At 68.6% G+C, this 15,322-nt stretch carries 8 protein-coding genes and 1 pseudogene; 2 read left to right on the forward strand and 7 right to left on the reverse strand.

Annotated elements, in window-relative coordinates; all coding sequences use genetic code 11:
• Positions 1-7: 7 nt before the first annotated feature.
• The 3 genes from IEZ31_RS43800 to IEZ31_RS57335 form a co-directional block, all read right to left on the reverse strand.
• Positions 8-3,100 (reverse strand): AfsR/SARP family transcriptional regulator, encoded by a 3,093-nt coding sequence (locus IEZ31_RS43800; protein WP_190256056.1) that lies wholly within the window; start codon positions 3,098-3,100, stop codon positions 8-10.
• Between the two features lie 984 nt (positions 3,101-4,084).
• Positions 4,085-4,765 (reverse strand): transposase, encoded by a 681-nt coding sequence (locus tag IEZ31_RS57330; RefSeq protein WP_229836721.1) that lies wholly within the window; start codon positions 4,763-4,765, stop codon positions 4,085-4,087.
• Positions 4,741-5,652, reverse strand: coding sequence for an ISL3 family transposase (locus IEZ31_RS57335; RefSeq protein ID WP_229836724.1), 912 nt, complete (start codon positions 5,650-5,652; stop codon positions 4,741-4,743). The genes IEZ31_RS57330 and IEZ31_RS57335 overlap by 25 nt, the downstream gene beginning before the upstream one ends.
• Positions 5,653-6,169: 517 nt before the next feature.
• On the opposite strand from IEZ31_RS57335, the gene IEZ31_RS43810 reads away from it, so the two are divergent.
• Both IEZ31_RS43810 and IEZ31_RS60390 read left to right on the forward strand, forming a co-directional pair.
• Positions 6,170-6,679 carry a ricin-type beta-trefoil lectin domain protein gene (locus IEZ31_RS43810; protein WP_190256057.1) on the forward strand — a complete coding sequence of 170 codons (510 nt, stop codon included), beginning with the start codon at positions 6,170-6,172 and terminating at the stop codon, positions 6,677-6,679.
• A 474-nt stretch (positions 6,680-7,153) separates the two neighbouring features.
• A pseudogene (locus IEZ31_RS60390) lies at positions 7,154-8,378 on the forward strand (LacI family DNA-binding transcriptional regulator).
• 273 nt (positions 8,379-8,651) lie between these two features.
• Here IEZ31_RS60390 and IEZ31_RS43825 read toward each other — a convergent pair.
• The 4 genes from IEZ31_RS43825 to IEZ31_RS43840 form a co-directional block, all read right to left on the reverse strand.
• Positions 8,652-9,749: a tyrosine-type recombinase/integrase gene (locus tag IEZ31_RS43825; RefSeq protein WP_190256059.1), complete on the reverse strand. Its 1,098-nt coding sequence runs from the start codon at positions 9,747-9,749 to the stop codon at positions 8,652-8,654.
• A 162-nt stretch (positions 9,750-9,911) separates the two neighbouring features.
• A complete protein-coding gene (locus IEZ31_RS43830; protein WP_190256060.1) occupies positions 9,912-10,622 on the reverse strand; it encodes a hypothetical protein in 711 nt (236 codons plus the stop codon).
• 136 nt (positions 10,623-10,758) lie between these two features.
• Positions 10,759-13,890, reverse strand: a complete 3,132-nt coding sequence (locus IEZ31_RS43835) for a PDDEXK family nuclease (RefSeq protein WP_190256061.1) — start codon at positions 13,888-13,890, stop codon at positions 10,759-10,761.
• Between the two features lie 596 nt (positions 13,891-14,486).
• On the reverse strand, positions 14,487-15,314 hold the full coding sequence (locus IEZ31_RS43840; protein WP_190256062.1) for a hypothetical protein: 828 nt from the start codon (positions 15,312-15,314) through the stop codon (positions 14,487-14,489).
• Between the last annotated feature and the right edge of the window lie 8 nt (positions 15,315-15,322).

Raw genomic sequence — 15,322 nt, forward strand, 5'->3', positions numbered from 1 at the left:
CGACGGCTCATCCGAGTAGGAGCCGCTCCAGTTCGCGAACCTTCTCCGGCTGGCCGAGGCGTGCGTAGATGTCACGCGCCTCGGCCAGCGCGGCACTCGCCGGCACCGCCCGGCCGAGCTCGCCGTAGGCGCGGCCCAGCGTCGCGAGCGCGGCCGCCTGGAACGACAGCCAGCCGCGGGTGCGCCACATCGCCACCGACTCCTCCATCCGGGCCACGGCCGCCTCCGGCCGGCCCCGGGCGAGGTCGATCTCACCGAGCACGGCGAGCGACTCCGCGACGTGGTGGCCCATGCCGTGCTCGCGGCCGATCCGCAGCGCGCCCTCCGCCTCCTCGGTGGCCCGCTCGTCGCCTCGGTGGGCATGCAACCGGGCGAGGGCCAGCATCGTGAGCGCCTCGGCGTAGCTGTCGTGATAACGGCGGGTTATCGCCAGCGACGCCACCAGGCTCGCCTCGCTGGCGTCCAGCTCGCCGAGCTCACGCTGGGCGATCCCCAGGAACTGCAGCACGGTCGCCTCGTACCGGGGGTTCCCGTGACGGCGGGCCGCCTCCAGGCCCGCGAACAGGCTGGTCGCGGCGCGGTCCCAGCGCTTCTGCTCGGCGAAGGCCACCGCCAGCGCGACGCAGGCGCGGGCGCGCCCGCCAAGGTGCCCGGACCCGTCGGCCAGCCGCAGCGCCCGCTCGGCGAGCTCCACCGCGTCGACGGCCCGACCCTGCGCGGTCAGCGCCCACGAGCACATCACCGCCGCGTCGGCCATCCCGCGGGTCTCCCCGAGCGCGGTGAACATCTCGAGCAGGCGGCAGGCGCGATCGTACGACCGGAGCATGGCCTCGCCGTCACTGTGCTGCCGGCTCCAGGTCTGCACATCGATGAGCCCGCGGAGCATGACCGCCTCGCCGAGCTGGTTCCCGGCACGTCGGCAGGCGGACATCACCATTTCGTTGGTGGCTTCCCATTCGCTGTACAGGCGCCGCAGGTCGAGGTACCGCTCCAGTGCTCCGGCCAAGCCGAACGCCAGGTCGTCGAGGCCCAGCTCGCACGCCTGCCGTACCGCCGACAGCAGGGTCAGCCGCTCGGCGTCGAACCAGGCCAACGGGTCGGTGCACGGGACGTCACCCGTTGCGGGCCGGTGCGGATGGGCGACGGCGCCGATCAGCGCGTAGCAGGGTCCCGGCACCCGCTCGGCCATCCGTTCGGCGACCGCGAGCCAGAAGCCGAGCCCGCGGCGTACGGCGGCGCAACGGTCCGCCGCACCGTCCTCGCGTTCGGACAGCTCCCGGGCGAACAAGCGGACCAGGTCGTGGAAGCGGTAGCGCGCCTGACCGGTGCCGTCGTCGCCCGTCACGGCGAGCAGTTGGGCGTCGACGAGGGACTCCACGGCGTGCGTCGCCGCCTCCGCCGGACCCTCGGCCACCGCGATCGCCAACGCCGTGCTGAAGTCGGGCACCTCGAAGAGGCTGAGCCGGCGGAACAGCCGCCGCGCCTCGTCGTCGAGGCCGTGCAGGCTGAGCGCGAGCGAGGCCCGCATCTCCAGGTCCCCGGTGGCCAGCCGGTCCAGCCGGTGTCGCTGGTCGCCGAGCATGTCGACGATGTGCCCCAGCCGCCAGTGGGGCCGCGCCGTCAGCCGTGCGCCGATCACCCGTACCGCCAGTGGCAGGCCGGCACAGAGCCGGACGATCTCCGCAGCGTCGTCCGGCCCGTGCCGGACCCGATCGTCGCCGACTACCCGGGCGAGGAGCTCGACTGCCTCCGGGGACGGCATCTCGTCGAGGTTCACCCAGCGGGCGCCCTCGACGCCGGTGAGCCGGCGCCGACTCGTGACCAGGACGGCGCAGGTCGCGGCGCCCGGCAGCAACGGCCGGATCTGCGCCTCCGACGCGGCGTCGTCGAGGACGACGAGCATTTTCCGGCCCGCCAGCCGGCTGCGGTACAGCGCGGCCCGCTCATCAGCGTCGACCGGCACCGACCTCCCGTCGACCCCGAGCGCCCGGACGAACCGGGCGAGCACCTCGGCGGAGTCCAGCGCCGAGGTCGTGCCGCGCAGGTTGACGTAAAGCTGACCGTCCGGGAAGGCGGCCGCGCAGCGGTGCGCGACGTGCACGGCGAGCGCCGTCTTGCCGATGCCGCCCATGCCGGCGACGCCGGCCACGGCCGGCGCCGAGCGATGCCCCCGGTCCGGGTCGCCGAGCAGCAGCCGCTCCAGCGCCCGCACCGCGTCGCGGCGGCCGGTGAAATCGGGGATGTCCGGCGGGAGCAGGTCGGGCACGGGCGCCGGCGGGATCGGGTCGGGACCGGCCACGTGCCCAGCCGCCGTAGCCGGGCCCGGGGCGACCGGCACGATGCGCTCCGGCGCCGCGAGCGCCGGATCGCCCGAGAGTACCCGGCCGTGCAGGACCTGCAGCGCCTCGCCCGGCTCGACACCGACCTCGTCCACCAGGCGCCGCCGGAGGAGCTGGTAGGTGTCCAGCGCGTCGGCCTGACGCCCGTCCCGGTAGAGCGCCAGCAGCAGTTGGCCCCAGAGCCGTTCCTGCAACGGGTGCCGCTCGACCCAGATCCGCAGGTCCGCGATGATCTCACGGTGGCCGCCGGCCGCCAGTCGGAGGTCGACGAGGTCCTCGAACGCGGCCAGCCGCTGTTCCTCGAGCCGCCGCACGGCCTGCGGCAGCCGGGTGCCCACGAGCGCTACCCCTTCGAACGCCGAGCCACGCCACAGCGCCAACGCCCGGCCCAGCCGCCGGTCGGCATCGGCGAGATCACCGGCTCGCCGCGCCGTGCGACCGTCCCCGATCAGCCGCTCGAAGGCGTACATGTCGACGTCGTCGCGCGCCACGTGGAACATGTATCCGCCGGGATCGGTGCGGATCGGGCTCGCGCCGGGGTCGGCGGGAGAGAGCAGGCGACGCAGCGACCATACGTACGTCTTGAGGTTGCCGCGGGCGGACCTGGGCGCGTCCGCGTCCCACAGCTCGTCGACGAGGGTGTCCGCGGACACCGCCGCGTTGGCGTGGATGAGCAGCAGCGCGAGCAGGGCACGTAGCTTCGGACGCTCGACAGCACCCGCCCCGCCGCGCAGGTCGTCCAGTTCCAACGGTCCGAGCACGCGAAACCGCACAGCTCCCCCCGTAAGCCACCTGGACGCCGACAGGATCATCCCGGCCGCGCATCGTTCGGTGGCACCAACGGCCAGTGAACAACGGCGGTACAACAAGCGCCTGTCGGTGGGCTGGCCGCCCGACAGGGTCCGTCGGACCGGGCCGTTATGGCGAGCTCGTGGAAGGGTCGTAGGGCCGGAGGCCCTACCCGCCGGAGGCGCTGTTAGGACCGACCCTTGCGCCGGTCGAACCAAGCGAAGACGGCGTGCCACGCCCGGATCATCCACGTGGGGTCGCCGCCCCCCTGAATGGAGTGCGTGCCAAGGAAGTCCGCGTTCGGATCCCTGCGGCCTTCGTACTCGTACTGTGCGTTGCTCTGACCCGGCAGACGCTTCTCCGGTGCGGCCATCTCATCATCGTGGATGCGCAACGTCCTGGGGGTCAAGTCCGTCGCGCCCCAGCGCAGCCATCCGTACAGCCCAGCGCTTCAGGGCGAGCAGCCTGACCGCCGGAGGCCCTACCCGCTGGAGACATCCGGGCGGCCGTGCCGTTGTCGCTGGCGCCGCCGGAGCGCTCACCGCTGTGTCCACCCGCGCGTCTGGGTGACGCTCGGTGTAGCGCTGACAGCTGGATTTCGTAGACGTAGAGTCACCGGTTTCGCAGACCGCCCCCGGCTCCTCGTGATGAGGATGTCCCGGGTTTCGGCGTGTCCAGCCGGGCCAGCGCGCAGCCGGGGTCGCCGCGCCGTGAGTGAAGCGGCAAGGACGCGGCGTGCCCCGGGCGGCGCGCAGCGGCCCGCTTGCGGGCCGCCTTGAAGACGTGTGGAAAGTCCTCACCGCGACGGGGCGGATACATTGTCTAGCCGGACGTGTCACCCACGTCCCGAGACTGATCTGTCACCCATGTCCTGAGACCCGACAGGTGTACCTGGGCCAGACCGGACTGCCAGCGGACACGGCATGCTGGCTCTGTCGACGATCTTGTGACTGTGGCTATCGGCTTACCAGTACGCGTTTGCGTAGCAGGTCGAAGTTGGCGCGGCCGAACATGGCGCGTTTGAGGGCTTTGAGTTTGCAGACGGTGCCTTCGACTGCGCCGGAGTTCCAGGGCAGGGTGAGCCCGTTGGTCACCGCGGCCAGGTCGCGGCGTAGGCCGGTGGCGAAGACGTGAAGTTCGGGCAGGTCGGCGGCGTCCACGGCGTCGAGCCACGCGGTCAGGCGGCCGCCGTCGCGGTTGCAGAGGATCTTCGCGAAGTCCGTGACCAGTTCTGCGAGTGCGTGCAGTTCGGGACAGCGGGCGAGGATCGCCTTGAGCCGGATCTTCTTGCCCTCGCTGACCTGGTCGGGGTGGCGGGTCATCCAGCTGGTCACCTGTCTTGGCTTGGGCGGGGTCGTGGTGTGGCACGCTGGGCTGCCGGACTCGCGGATGGGTTCCAGGTAGCGGCGCACTGTGCGGGACGTGCCCTGGTAGCCCTGCGCACGGATTTCCTCGGTCAGCCTGACGGCGTCGGTGCAGCCGGCATTCCAGCGGGCGTCGAGGTAGTCCTTGAACGGGTCGACTTTGCTGGCGCGGGACTTGCTGACGAGCAGGTCATTGACGCTGGCCGCGTCGGCGTAGCGGGCCACGGTGTCCGGATGTAGTCCCAGTTTCACGGCGATGACCTTGCGTTGCATGCCCACGTCCAGCAGCTCGCGTACGACGGCGTAGCGTTCCCGCAGTCGGATCGTTGCCGTGGTGTCCGGCCGTTGGCTGGACGGTGTGGTCGCGGCTGGCGGCATGTGCGGGTCGGCCGTCGGGGCGTCGGCGGGTTCGGGCAGGCAGGCTCGGTGTTGCACGACGGTGCGCTGGACGGCTTCGCAGAGGTTGTGCCACAGGTGCCAGCGGTCAGCGACCTGGTCTGCGTCCGGAGCGCCGGTTCGGGCTCCTTCGGCGTAGGCGCCGGCGCGCGGTCGCGGCAGACGATCTCGACGCCGGGGTGAGCGCGCAGCCAGTCGGCGAGGGTGGCGGCTTCTCGATCGGGCAGGACGTCGACCGGGCGGTGGGTGAGCATGTCCAGTAGGACGGTCCCGTAGATCCTGCCCTTGCGCAGGGCGAAGTCATCCACACCGAGGACCGTGATCTCCCCGACGTCGGGGTCTGGCAGGCCACGCAACAGGGCAAGCAGCGTGTCCCGGCCGGCCCGCAGGCCCAGCGCCGTGGCCAGTCGAGCGCCGGGGCGACCGGCCAGAGCGACAGCGATCGCAACCAGCGCCGCGCGCAACGGCGGGCTGTGTCGGGCATGCGGCGTGGTCAGACCCTCGAACTGCTCGGCGAATGTGACCCGCCGGCACTGGGGCGCCCGGCACGCGAACCGTCGCACTTCAAGCCGGATCACGGCGGGTCGCCCGCTCAACGCAAGGTCGGCGAGACGTCGTTGGTAGCGGCCGTGCACCCGCGCTGAAGGGGTGCCGCAGTCCGGGCACGACGCCGTTGCGGCCACTGCCCGGGCCTCGAACACCAAGCCCTCATCGGTCCGCTGAACGCCCTCGACCACAACACCACCGAGGTGCGGCAGCAGCACATCGAGACCAGCAAGATCGCACCGCGATCATCTACCACAGTCCATATCGGACGACCGGGCAACACGCAGACACTGACAATCACAAGATCGTCGACAGAGCCAGAAACCGTGTCCGCGGACCCGGCGGCCTACTGTCCGCCCGCCCGGGGCACCAGATGACCGTTGACACCGGACCATGCCAGACCAGGCATGCCAGACCAGGCATGCCAGACCCGGCACCTCGGTTGGGCGGCTGGCTCGTACATCGACACTGCCGTTTGGGAGGTATCCAGATCTATAAATCTGGGGTAGTGCGGATGGAGCCCCGACGTATACACTAATCACTATTTGTGGGTGTCACCTGCACAGGTCGTAACAGCTGCTCGTGTCATGGGAAGCGCTCCAAGGGTTTGACCAGGCTGGCTGAGTTCGTTGACGCCCCTCCGAACGGACACAACAGGCCATGCCTGCGGCAACGGTCAACCTGTGCGTGTGGATGAGAGTGTTAATCAAGAGAAGGTGAGAAGTGAGGTTGGCAATGCGGAATTCGCTGCGCCGTATCGCCGCGGGACTGCTGGCGAGCATCGCGGTCACAGGGGCCTTGGTCGTCTCGTCCGCCGCACCGGCAAGCGCCGACATCTACGGGGACTGGCATTATCTGCGAAATGAAGTGACAGGGTATTGCCTGGCAACTGACTGGAGCACCCAAGTCAACAGTTGGGGCGGCTGCAACGACGCCAACCAGCATTGGCGGCCAATTCAGATCTATCCGAATGATCCCTGGTACGGCACATATGTGCTGCAGAACAAGGTAACCGGACGCTGCCTGCAGCAGGTGGACTACGAGCACGTGGTCACTGCCCCCTGCAACGGTATGTCTGCCTCGTTCCGCTGGTACGGAACTCCAGGAGACCTCTATCTCGGTAATTGGAAGTTTAACCTCCAAAGCTCCAATACTGGGGGCTGGCTGTCAACGGATTTCAACGGAACCGTGTTGCTGTACAATGGAATGAATGCTGACAACCGCCAGTACTGGTACTGGTACTAGGGCGCTAGCTGGGTATTGACCCGGTATTGACTCCACGCGGGCATGACAGGTTCGGATTATCAAGACAGAAACGGGTCATGCTCGCGTGTGCGGAGAGCGTCATCGGCTATCTTCGATTTTGTGAATGAACAGCAGGGTTGCGGCAAGGTCATCGAGGGCGAGGTAGTCGACCCAGGCTTCATCAGCCCACCGAGACGCGTCCAACACCTCGCCGCCGACGATGGCCCCCGATTATGGCGGTCATCATCTGCGGCGTATTGGCGGTCTGCCTCGGCGTACCAGTCGCCTTCATCGCTGTGCCGATCATCCGTGACACGCTCGCGGCCAGCCGGGGCAGCGACTCACCGCAAGGAGCGTTGCTCTCCTACGTCCTGACGTTCGAGCCGCCGGCCGAATCCAAACGACTCGACGCCGAGCGGTACATCGTCGGCTCACACCGCAAGACCATGCTCAAACAACGCGCCGACTACGTCGGTGCGATCGAAGCCACTGTCGCGGCTGGAGCGGGAGGGCAAGGCGGAGAACGCCGCTTGGGAGCGGTCGGAGCGGGAGGCGGGGTATCCGGCGACGACGGTCACGGCGTGGCGCAAGGTGTTGCACCTGATCCTCGGCGACGCGGTCGAGGACGGCAACATGTCGGCGAACCCGGCGTCTCGCAGGCGTGGCCGAGGCCGCCGTCGCGACCGGGCGCAGCATCGGGCGCCGGAGAAGGCGGTGACGACCGCGCTCGGTGTGCTGCTTATCGCCGAACGGGTGGCACTGCTGTCCGGCCGTGACGACGAGTTCGTGGCGGTGGTCGGGATGGGCTTCACCGGTCTGCGCTGGGGTGAGACGGTCGGGCTGGAGACGCAGTACGTCCGGCCCGGCGCGGTCCGCGTTGAGTGGCAGCTCTACGAGCTCGACAACGGCACGCTCCTGCGGTGCCCGCCCAAGGACGACTCGTACCGCACGGTCGCGGCGCCGGCGTTCGTGACGGAGCTGCTGTCCGGTCACGTGACCCGGCAGCGCCGGTGCCCTGCCCGTGTCATGGCCTGCGCTACGTGTTCCGGGGTCACCGCCCGCCGCGTAAGGCGATGCGTCAGGACGGGCCGCGCTTGGCTGACGTGGCCCGCCGGGCGGGTGTGTCGACGGGGACGGCGTCGGCGGTGCTCAATGGCCGGGACAGCGTCGCGGCGGCGACCATCCTGCGGGTGCAGGAGGCAGTCGCTGATCTGGGCTATGTCAGCGGCGCGGTCGACGGCCCGACTGCGGCACACTGGCGCGGGGCGGCTTCGGCACGTGGCTGTTCCAACCGGCGGCGACCGGCGGATATCCGGCGAAGGCGCCACAGCCGCGACGGCCGGTGCCGCTGCTGGCCGATCCGTGGCCGGGGGTGCCGGTCCGGGGCCATAACGCGGCGGGCCGGGCCGAGTGCTGCTGGGCGCCGCTCGCGCCGGGGCTGACGCCGCATGGGCTGCGGCACACCTGCAAGACGATGATGGTGGAGCTGGGCACGCCCGCGACGCTCATGGACGCGCAGATGGGCCACGCGAACGGCTCGGTGCAGGCGCTGTACGAGCACGTGACCGCCGGGATGACCGCGCGGCTGGTCGACGGCCTGACCGGTGTGTTGGAGGACGCGCTGGCGGCTCGGCGGCGGCTGAGCCGTCACTCGCCGGTGCGGGTGCTCGACGGGCTGCTGACGGAGGTGCCGGGATGATCAGCTCGCGACCGGCAAGATCTTCTCCCGATGTTCTCCCGAGCGACGCTCAGACACGATTCGAGCCGGTCACCCTCGGCGGGCGAACCGGCTCTGACCTGCGGTTTTGCAAGTCGGGACGGCGGGATTTGAACCCACGACCCCTTGACCCCCAGTAGTCGGAGGCCCCAGCGACGTGCTCAGCAACGTTCTCCCAGGTCGCCACAAGCATAAACCTGCCGAGTAAAGGAGTCAGTGATGTGAGCCCGTCGCGATGCGCTGGTCTGGACTTGGCTAGTTCATGAGGGTGCCTGTTGGTGTGATGAGTTGGGCGAGATCGTGGGCGGCTTGTTGGCGGCGTTGGGCGTTGATGCGGGTGTAGTAGCGCATGAGGGTTGCGGGGTCGTGGCCGAGGCGTTCGGCGACTTCGGGGATGCCGTAGCCGAGGTCGAGGAGGTTGGAGGCGAGAAGGTGGCGGATCTGGTGCGGGCCGATCGGGCGGACGCCGGCGGCTCGGGCGAGTTGGTTGAACCGGTTGCTGAGGTTGTCCGGCCGCAGGGGCTGGCCGCGACGGCTGAGGAACATGTGACCCGAGACGACCGCTGTCTTGGTGGTTGGTCTGATGGTGGTCAGTGCGGTGAGGGTAGTCGGATCGAGCAGCAGGGTGCGCGTGCCGTTGTGGGACTTGGGCGGCTTCTCCCGGACATGGCTGGTGGGGTCTTCCACGATGCGTTGTCGGCGGACGGTCAGCGCGGCGAGGTCTGGTTCCAGGTCGCGCCACTGCAGGCCGCACAGTTCGCCGCGGCGCAGGCCGGTGGTGAGTAGGAGTCGCCAGAGCGGGTAGAGCCGGTCGCCGGCGGTGTGGTCGAGAAAGGTGCGGGCTTCGGCCAGGGTCCAGACCGGTCGTAGGTCATCGGTTTCCCGTGGCTTGTGTGCGCCGAGGGTGCGGCCGGTCTGTTCGGCGAATGCTTTGGCGAGGACGAGGTGGAGGGTTCGTAGGGTGGTGCGGGAGTAGCCGGCGGTCTCGAGTTGCTGGTAGGCGTGTTCGGTCATGCGGGCGCTGAGCCGGGAGGCGCGGACCCGACCGATATACGGGTAGATCAGGTTCAGCAGGCGGCCGTAGTTGTAGACGGTGTTCGGCTGCAGTTCCTGTGCCCGCGCCGTGAGCCAGTCCTCGCACAGCGTCCGCACGTTGTCCGACAGCCGTAGCCGGGGTCGTTGTGCATCGCGTTGTCGGCTCAGCCGCCGGTACTCGGCCAGGGCGGCCTGTTCGGTGACGAACCCGCCGCGTCTGGCCTGCATCCGTGCCCCGGCGCGATCGCGGCCAAGCTCTAGCCGGAATCCGAACAACCCGGTCGCCGGGTTTTGTACGATCACATCGACATCGGCCATGACAACCTCCGTCGTCCGCTGTCGTAGGGCCATCTGGACGGGCCGCCTCCTTCATAGGACTGCCGCGGGACGGGATCTACAAGCGTGTTCCCTTCCATCGGGGGAACCCCTGATCGGGTGATCCGGCTCGTGACGCACACGCAGGTGGTCTCGCGGTTCATGTCAACGGGGCGAACTGTCCTGACGAGGATCGGTGATGAAGGCGATGAACTTGGCCGCCAGGTCCGACGTGACGGCCTGGTACATCCCATTACCGGTGACCATGCCGCCGAGACCGTCGATCCTCAGCAGACCGGCGTTGGAGAGGTCGCGCACGACTACGTCGGTGAACTCACGTTGTCCGGCGAACTCCGGGATGCCTTCCTCAACGAGTTGGCGCCGCGATCCCGCGATGACATCCTTCTTCGTCGGGATGCCTCGCCGGGCGTACCACGCCTCCGGGTTGTTAAGCAGCGTCAAGATCTGGAGGTGCGCGGCGGTGTAGCCATCGATCCAGCGTAGGAACATCAGCTGTGTGTCGGAGTCCGGTGCGCCAGGGAGTGCGCTGTTGATCACGGCGTTGCGGAGCGCGACGGTCTTCAACGCCTGATGCGTTCGGGTGGCAGCTTGCGTGGCGGAGGCGACGGCGTCGATGAAGATGTCGTTCGCCGCCAGGCTTTCAAGATCCATGCCATTGACCTGGTCGGCGAGGTCGTCGACCGCCTCGGCCAGATCTTCAAGCCACTGAGTCATGCGGCGGTTGTAGGTGAAGCTCACCGCGTAGGCGAACGCCACGCCCAACGGGCCGCCGACCAGCGGCACCACGTTGAGGCCGGCCTCGACTGCCTTCTCCGTGATTTCGCGTCCAGTAGTCTTCGATGGGGGCTTCTGCACGGCTGTCACAGTAGCCAGAATTGCAGCCGCTCGGCCGGACGTTCGACCCGTGCGAGCAGACCTGCCTTCGCGCGCACTGCCCCCTTGCCTCAAGCCGAGGGGCTGTGCGCTGAGACGACATAGCAAGTCGATCTCGTCACGATGGCGTCGCGGAGCAGTTCCCGCTCGCGGGGCCGCTCGCGTCGGCTGCCGCCGACGAACCCTGGTCGGAGTCTGCCCAGGGTCGAGCCGCGGTGCGAATGCTGTGTCGTGCATCGGAGGCGAGAACACCAACTATCTCCCGCAGGCCCTCAGGGTTCTGGGCGTAGGCGCGTGCTGCTGCCTCGGCAAGGACACGCCGCACCCGCGGATTGCGGTCCTCAGCCAGGCGGAGGGCGGCTGCCCGGTATCGCTCCGGTTGGCGGACGCAGAGGTGTGCACTGAGCTGCCGCACGTTCACGTGGTGGTGAGCGGCCAGCAGATTGGCGTCGAGCTCGGTGGTGACGGAATCCATGGCAGCCAACACCAGCGTGGCTTGCTGGATGAGGGAGTCGTCGTCGCTGCGGAGTAGGTCGACCGCTTGGTCGCGTACCCATCGGCGTTCGGTGTCGTCACTCGACGCGCATCCGGCAAGCCGCAGACCATGGCCGCGCAGGGTTGCAGCCCCCATGGAGATCCGAAGGAAGCTCAGTGGATGGGCCGGCCCTGTCATTTCGTCGTCGTGGGCGCTGCCGTCCTGGGCTCCGGTTACGAAGTGCTTGCTGCGCTGAAAGACGGCTGCCCGGGCCGCTGGCTCGGCATGCAGGACGAGGTTGGATGCGGCGTCCAACGCGTCTTGCCGGTTCATCGCTGCCTCGCGGGCGTCCTCGGCGATGCTGAGAAGTTTCTCGAGGCACGCCGTTCGTTCCGGCTGGTCGAGGAGGCCGGCAAGGTAGGCGTCGGTCACGATCAAGGAGCCGAATGCGGTATGCCCGGCCTGCGGATCCGGCCGCGTCAAAATTCGGTCGGCGGCACGACGCGCTGCCTCCAACGCGGCCGGTTCGTGGGGTGCCAGTTCGTGCCGGAGCGCCTGGGTTATCGGCGACTGGCCGTCGGCGAGCCGTAGGGCAGCAGTTCTGAGCACGTCACGTTGCTCGATGGTCAAGAGCGGCAGGCTCCGTCCGCTGGAGCCGACGTTCCCCTTGATCAGGTCCAGTACTCGGTCGTCGGCAGTCAGGGCAACTGCTTTTCTGGCATCGTGGCTGGCGAGGTCGAAGAGACGGGTGAGTGTCGGTATCGCGAGTTGCGGATGGGCGATCGCGATGTTGATGCAGGCGGCGGCGTGTGCGTCGTCGCTATCCCTGAACTGGTCCGGTTTTCGCGGAACGTCGGCGGCAAGCAGGTCAAGAACCGTCATCGCCTGCTCGGCGGTTGAGCGATGGGCGAAGGCGCAGGCGCCGGCCGTGGCCCGGTCTGTCACTCCGCCGCCGCCGAAACGGTCGAGGAGCTCACCGTCACGCCCTCGGACTGCCAAATCGGTCAGCTCCTCGAGCAACGCCGCCGCTGCGTTGTCGGGCAGGAGATCGGCTTGAGCGATGGTGAGCGCGATCCGAGCGTTCGTAGTCCACCACGGCTCGTCTCGGTCGAGCGTGACGGGGATCAGGCAGTCGCCGACCTGTTCGGCCAATTCCTCGATCTTCTTGGCACTGCCCGACCGCGCGAAGAGCTCGGCGGCGGCTTCAGGTTCCTGGTTGTCCCGGTACAGATCGCCGAGGAAACGGGCCGCTTCCAGTTCGTCGGCCCAGCTGCCGGTGATGAAGGCATCGGTGAGCCACTGCCGGGCGTGTAGCACCGCCACTCTGGGACGCTGGTCGAGCACTGCAGCTCGTGCTCGTTCGCTCGGGTGCTGGGCGCGGTTGAGCAAGCGGTTCGACGCAGTGTGCCGTAATGCCTGCGCGAGATGGTGCTCATCGTCGATGCCGGCAATCAATGGGCCGAGGAAGTGTCTGGCGGACCGGATCGCGTAGAGCCAGTCCGCAGCGTCGTCGGCCAAGCCATCGTGGATGCCGTAGAGCACCGCGTCCCGCCAGTGCTCGACCGCTTCGTCAAGTCGGCTTTCCTGCGCGCAGCGTCGTGCCTCTCGCGCACTGACCAGCGCGGCCAGACGACCCGGCAGCTCGTGCTTGCGGGCGATCGAACGCAGCACCCGGCGTTCCTCGTGGTCGTACTCTGCCAAGACGAGACGCAGCCGGATCCCGATCTCCTCCGAGCCGGCCGAACCGAGCTGCCCGATGGTGGAACGCAGCAACGGGTCGAGCTCACCCAGTTGCTGTGGACGGCCGGCCGCGACACCCTCGGCTAGCAGCAAGACCAGCTCTGGGTGGTACGGAACGGTCGTCGCGTCCGGGTCGGACAGCGCGCGGAGGAGATCGTCGGGTCGGTCGAGTGGGTCGCAGACATAGTTCACGGCTGCCGAGACGAGCGCCGTGTGCCGGTGTGGTTGCGTGGGCTCGGAGTCCGCGCCGGCGTTCGTTTCGCTGACGGCTTCGGTCAGGATGCCTCTCAAGCGGCGGGCCTCGTCGCGCTCGCCGCGGTTGAGCGCGTTGACGGCTAGCCGGGCGATCACCGCGGCGGCTTCTGCCAGTTGACCGGCCTCTCGAAGTGCGCCGGTCTGGCGGTCACGCATTACGGCGGCGTGTCCTCGGTGTCCGGCTGCCTCCAGTTGCTCGGCCAGCTCTCGGTAGAGCACAGCGGATTCGTGCGGCGTGCCTGCTCGTTTGTCATCGGCCTGCCGCAACTTCACCAGGACGTCTGGCGTCTTGAGGGGGCCGACGAGGACACGAGCGGCCTGCAGCTGCCGATCAGGAGGTGGCGCAGGCACGCCCGGCAGCGGGGCGGCCGTGCAAAATGTGGCTGCAGTCTCACGGGTCCAGAAGCGGGCAACGATATCGGCGTTCCGGCGAAGGTAGCCATTGATCTGCTCCGCGCCCCACAGGTCGAGTGTCAGTTCTGGGTGCTCGGCCTGCTGTGTCGCGAGTTCGTCGAAGACCTGGGTCGGCTCGGTGTTCGCCGACGTCGCCACGATCAGGTGCGTCGCGTTGAACGGGCGCCGACCGGACGTGAATGCGGCGACGGCCTTGCGCAGGTCGGCCTTCGTGAAGGACCTGTAGTCCTTGCACTGCACAACCACATAGGCGCCGTCAGGGTCCCGGCCGGCAAGATCGATCCCATGCTGCTTCTGGCCGAGCGTTCCGTAGCGGCGGAACCGGACGCCGCGCAAACCCAGGACACGCTGGACAAGATCCAACATGAGCTTCTCGAACCGGTCCCAGCCGACGTGAAGATCGAGGTCGCCGCCGGGTGGACAGTTTCCCGGTCCGACAGAGGTTGGGGGCGTTCGGAGGTTCGCGTCGGTTGCGCAGGGAGCCCATGGCTGGGTGCGCACTCGTGCTGCCACAGCACGAGTATGCCCGGCGCTCGTACATGGCAGGCGCAGCGAACGCTCGAGGCGTGGCGTGCGACTCGCACGGAGCACGCACATCGGCCCGAACAGGATGATCGCGCCCCTGAGGACGGCCATGGACGGACGGTAACCGACGCATCGGCGTACCAACGTGCTCGCTGCGGCATGTCCGCGTACCGGATCATCTCCGAGCGCGTCAGTTCGCTGCGGCGCGAAGTATCTGAGGGTTGCCCCTTTGGTCATCGGTCAGCGGGAACTGCGTCGCGTTGCCGGGGACTGGGAAGACCCGGGCGGTGTCAAAGTCGGCGCGGCGCAGGCTCGTGGCGACATCGACCTTGACGCCACCGGATCCAGCCACCGACGTGCGGACGCCATGCGGATGCGCTGGGCGAACGACAGCCCCGTTGTCCGGCTGGGGATGTGTCGAGATCCTCCGAAGCGCGTCAGGGGGCGGTGCTCGTTGCGGCCAGGTCGTTGAGTGCGGCGTTGATGACCGGCCAGCACATGTTCAACGTGTCGCGGTCGGGTGCGTGTCCTTTGCGGATCTGGGCGTTCGGGTGGACGAGGTTGCGGTACTCGCGCAGCTTGTCGGCGAAGCCGTGGACGTCGGCCTGGATCCATTTGTGCTCGTGCGCGAGGTTGATCAAACGGCTGAGGACCAAGTCACGCTCCGCTGGACGCTCGCGCTCGGGCAGGCGGCTCATGGCGGCGTCGAGCAGGACGCCCTCGAGCAGGCTTCCGAGCATGATGATGGCACTGGCGAACGCTCCGTTGCGATCGCAGATGCGCGCTTCGTCGAGGCGTCCCTGCAACACTTCGGCGAGCGCTGGGTCGCTGACGAGGTCGGTCATGGCGACGTGGAGGGTGCCCCCGGGCTCGCCCGGCACGGTTTCGGGTTCGGGCCGGTATGGGCGCACTGTCGGCCGGCCCCGGTGGTGGGCGACTTCGAACCCTTCGAAGACCAGGATCTGGTTGAGTTTCGCGGCGACCTCGGCGGCCGCCAGCGGTTCGTTGCGGGCCAGGTATTCGCGGTTGTCGGCGAGCCGGCACACGACGGCGTCGAGCGCGCCGGGCTCACTACGCCGGCTGAGCAGCTGCTCGACCAGCCAGGCGCGGCGTTGCTCGCCGCGGTAGTCCGGCACGTCCTGCCAGCCGGACTGCCGCAACAGTTTGGGCAGGTCCGCACCGCGGCGGTAGACGGGATAGCCCTCGCCGCCGCAGGCGATCCGGGCGATCTCCTCTACCGTGTTGTCGTCGAGCTGTTCCAGCATGCTGCCTC

This window comes from Dactylosporangium sucinum, assembly GCF_014647515.1.
Classification (GTDB): Bacteria; Actinomycetota; Actinomycetes; order Mycobacteriales; family Micromonosporaceae; genus Dactylosporangium; species Dactylosporangium sucinum.

What these genes read in the sequence shown, in the direction of transcription:
- IEZ31_RS43840 (WP_190256062.1), bottom strand. Translation starts at nt 15,314, where the DNA reads ATGCTGGAACAGCTCGACGACAACACGGTAGAGGAGATCGCCCGGATC.
- IEZ31_RS43835 (WP_190256061.1), bottom strand. Translation starts at nt 13,890, where the DNA reads ATGTTGGATCTTGTCCAGCGTGTCCTGGGTTTGCGCGGCGTCCGGTTC.
- IEZ31_RS57330 (WP_229836721.1), bottom strand. Translation starts at nt 4,765, where the DNA reads ATGCAACGCAAGGTCATCGCCGTGAAACTGGGACTACATCCGGACACC.
- IEZ31_RS43825 (WP_190256059.1), bottom strand. Translation starts at nt 9,749, where the DNA reads ATGGCCGATGTCGATGTGATCGTACAAAACCCGGCGACCGGGTTGTTC.
- IEZ31_RS43810 (WP_190256057.1), top strand. Translation starts at nt 6,170, where the DNA reads ATGCGGAATTCGCTGCGCCGTATCGCCGCGGGACTGCTGGCGAGCATC.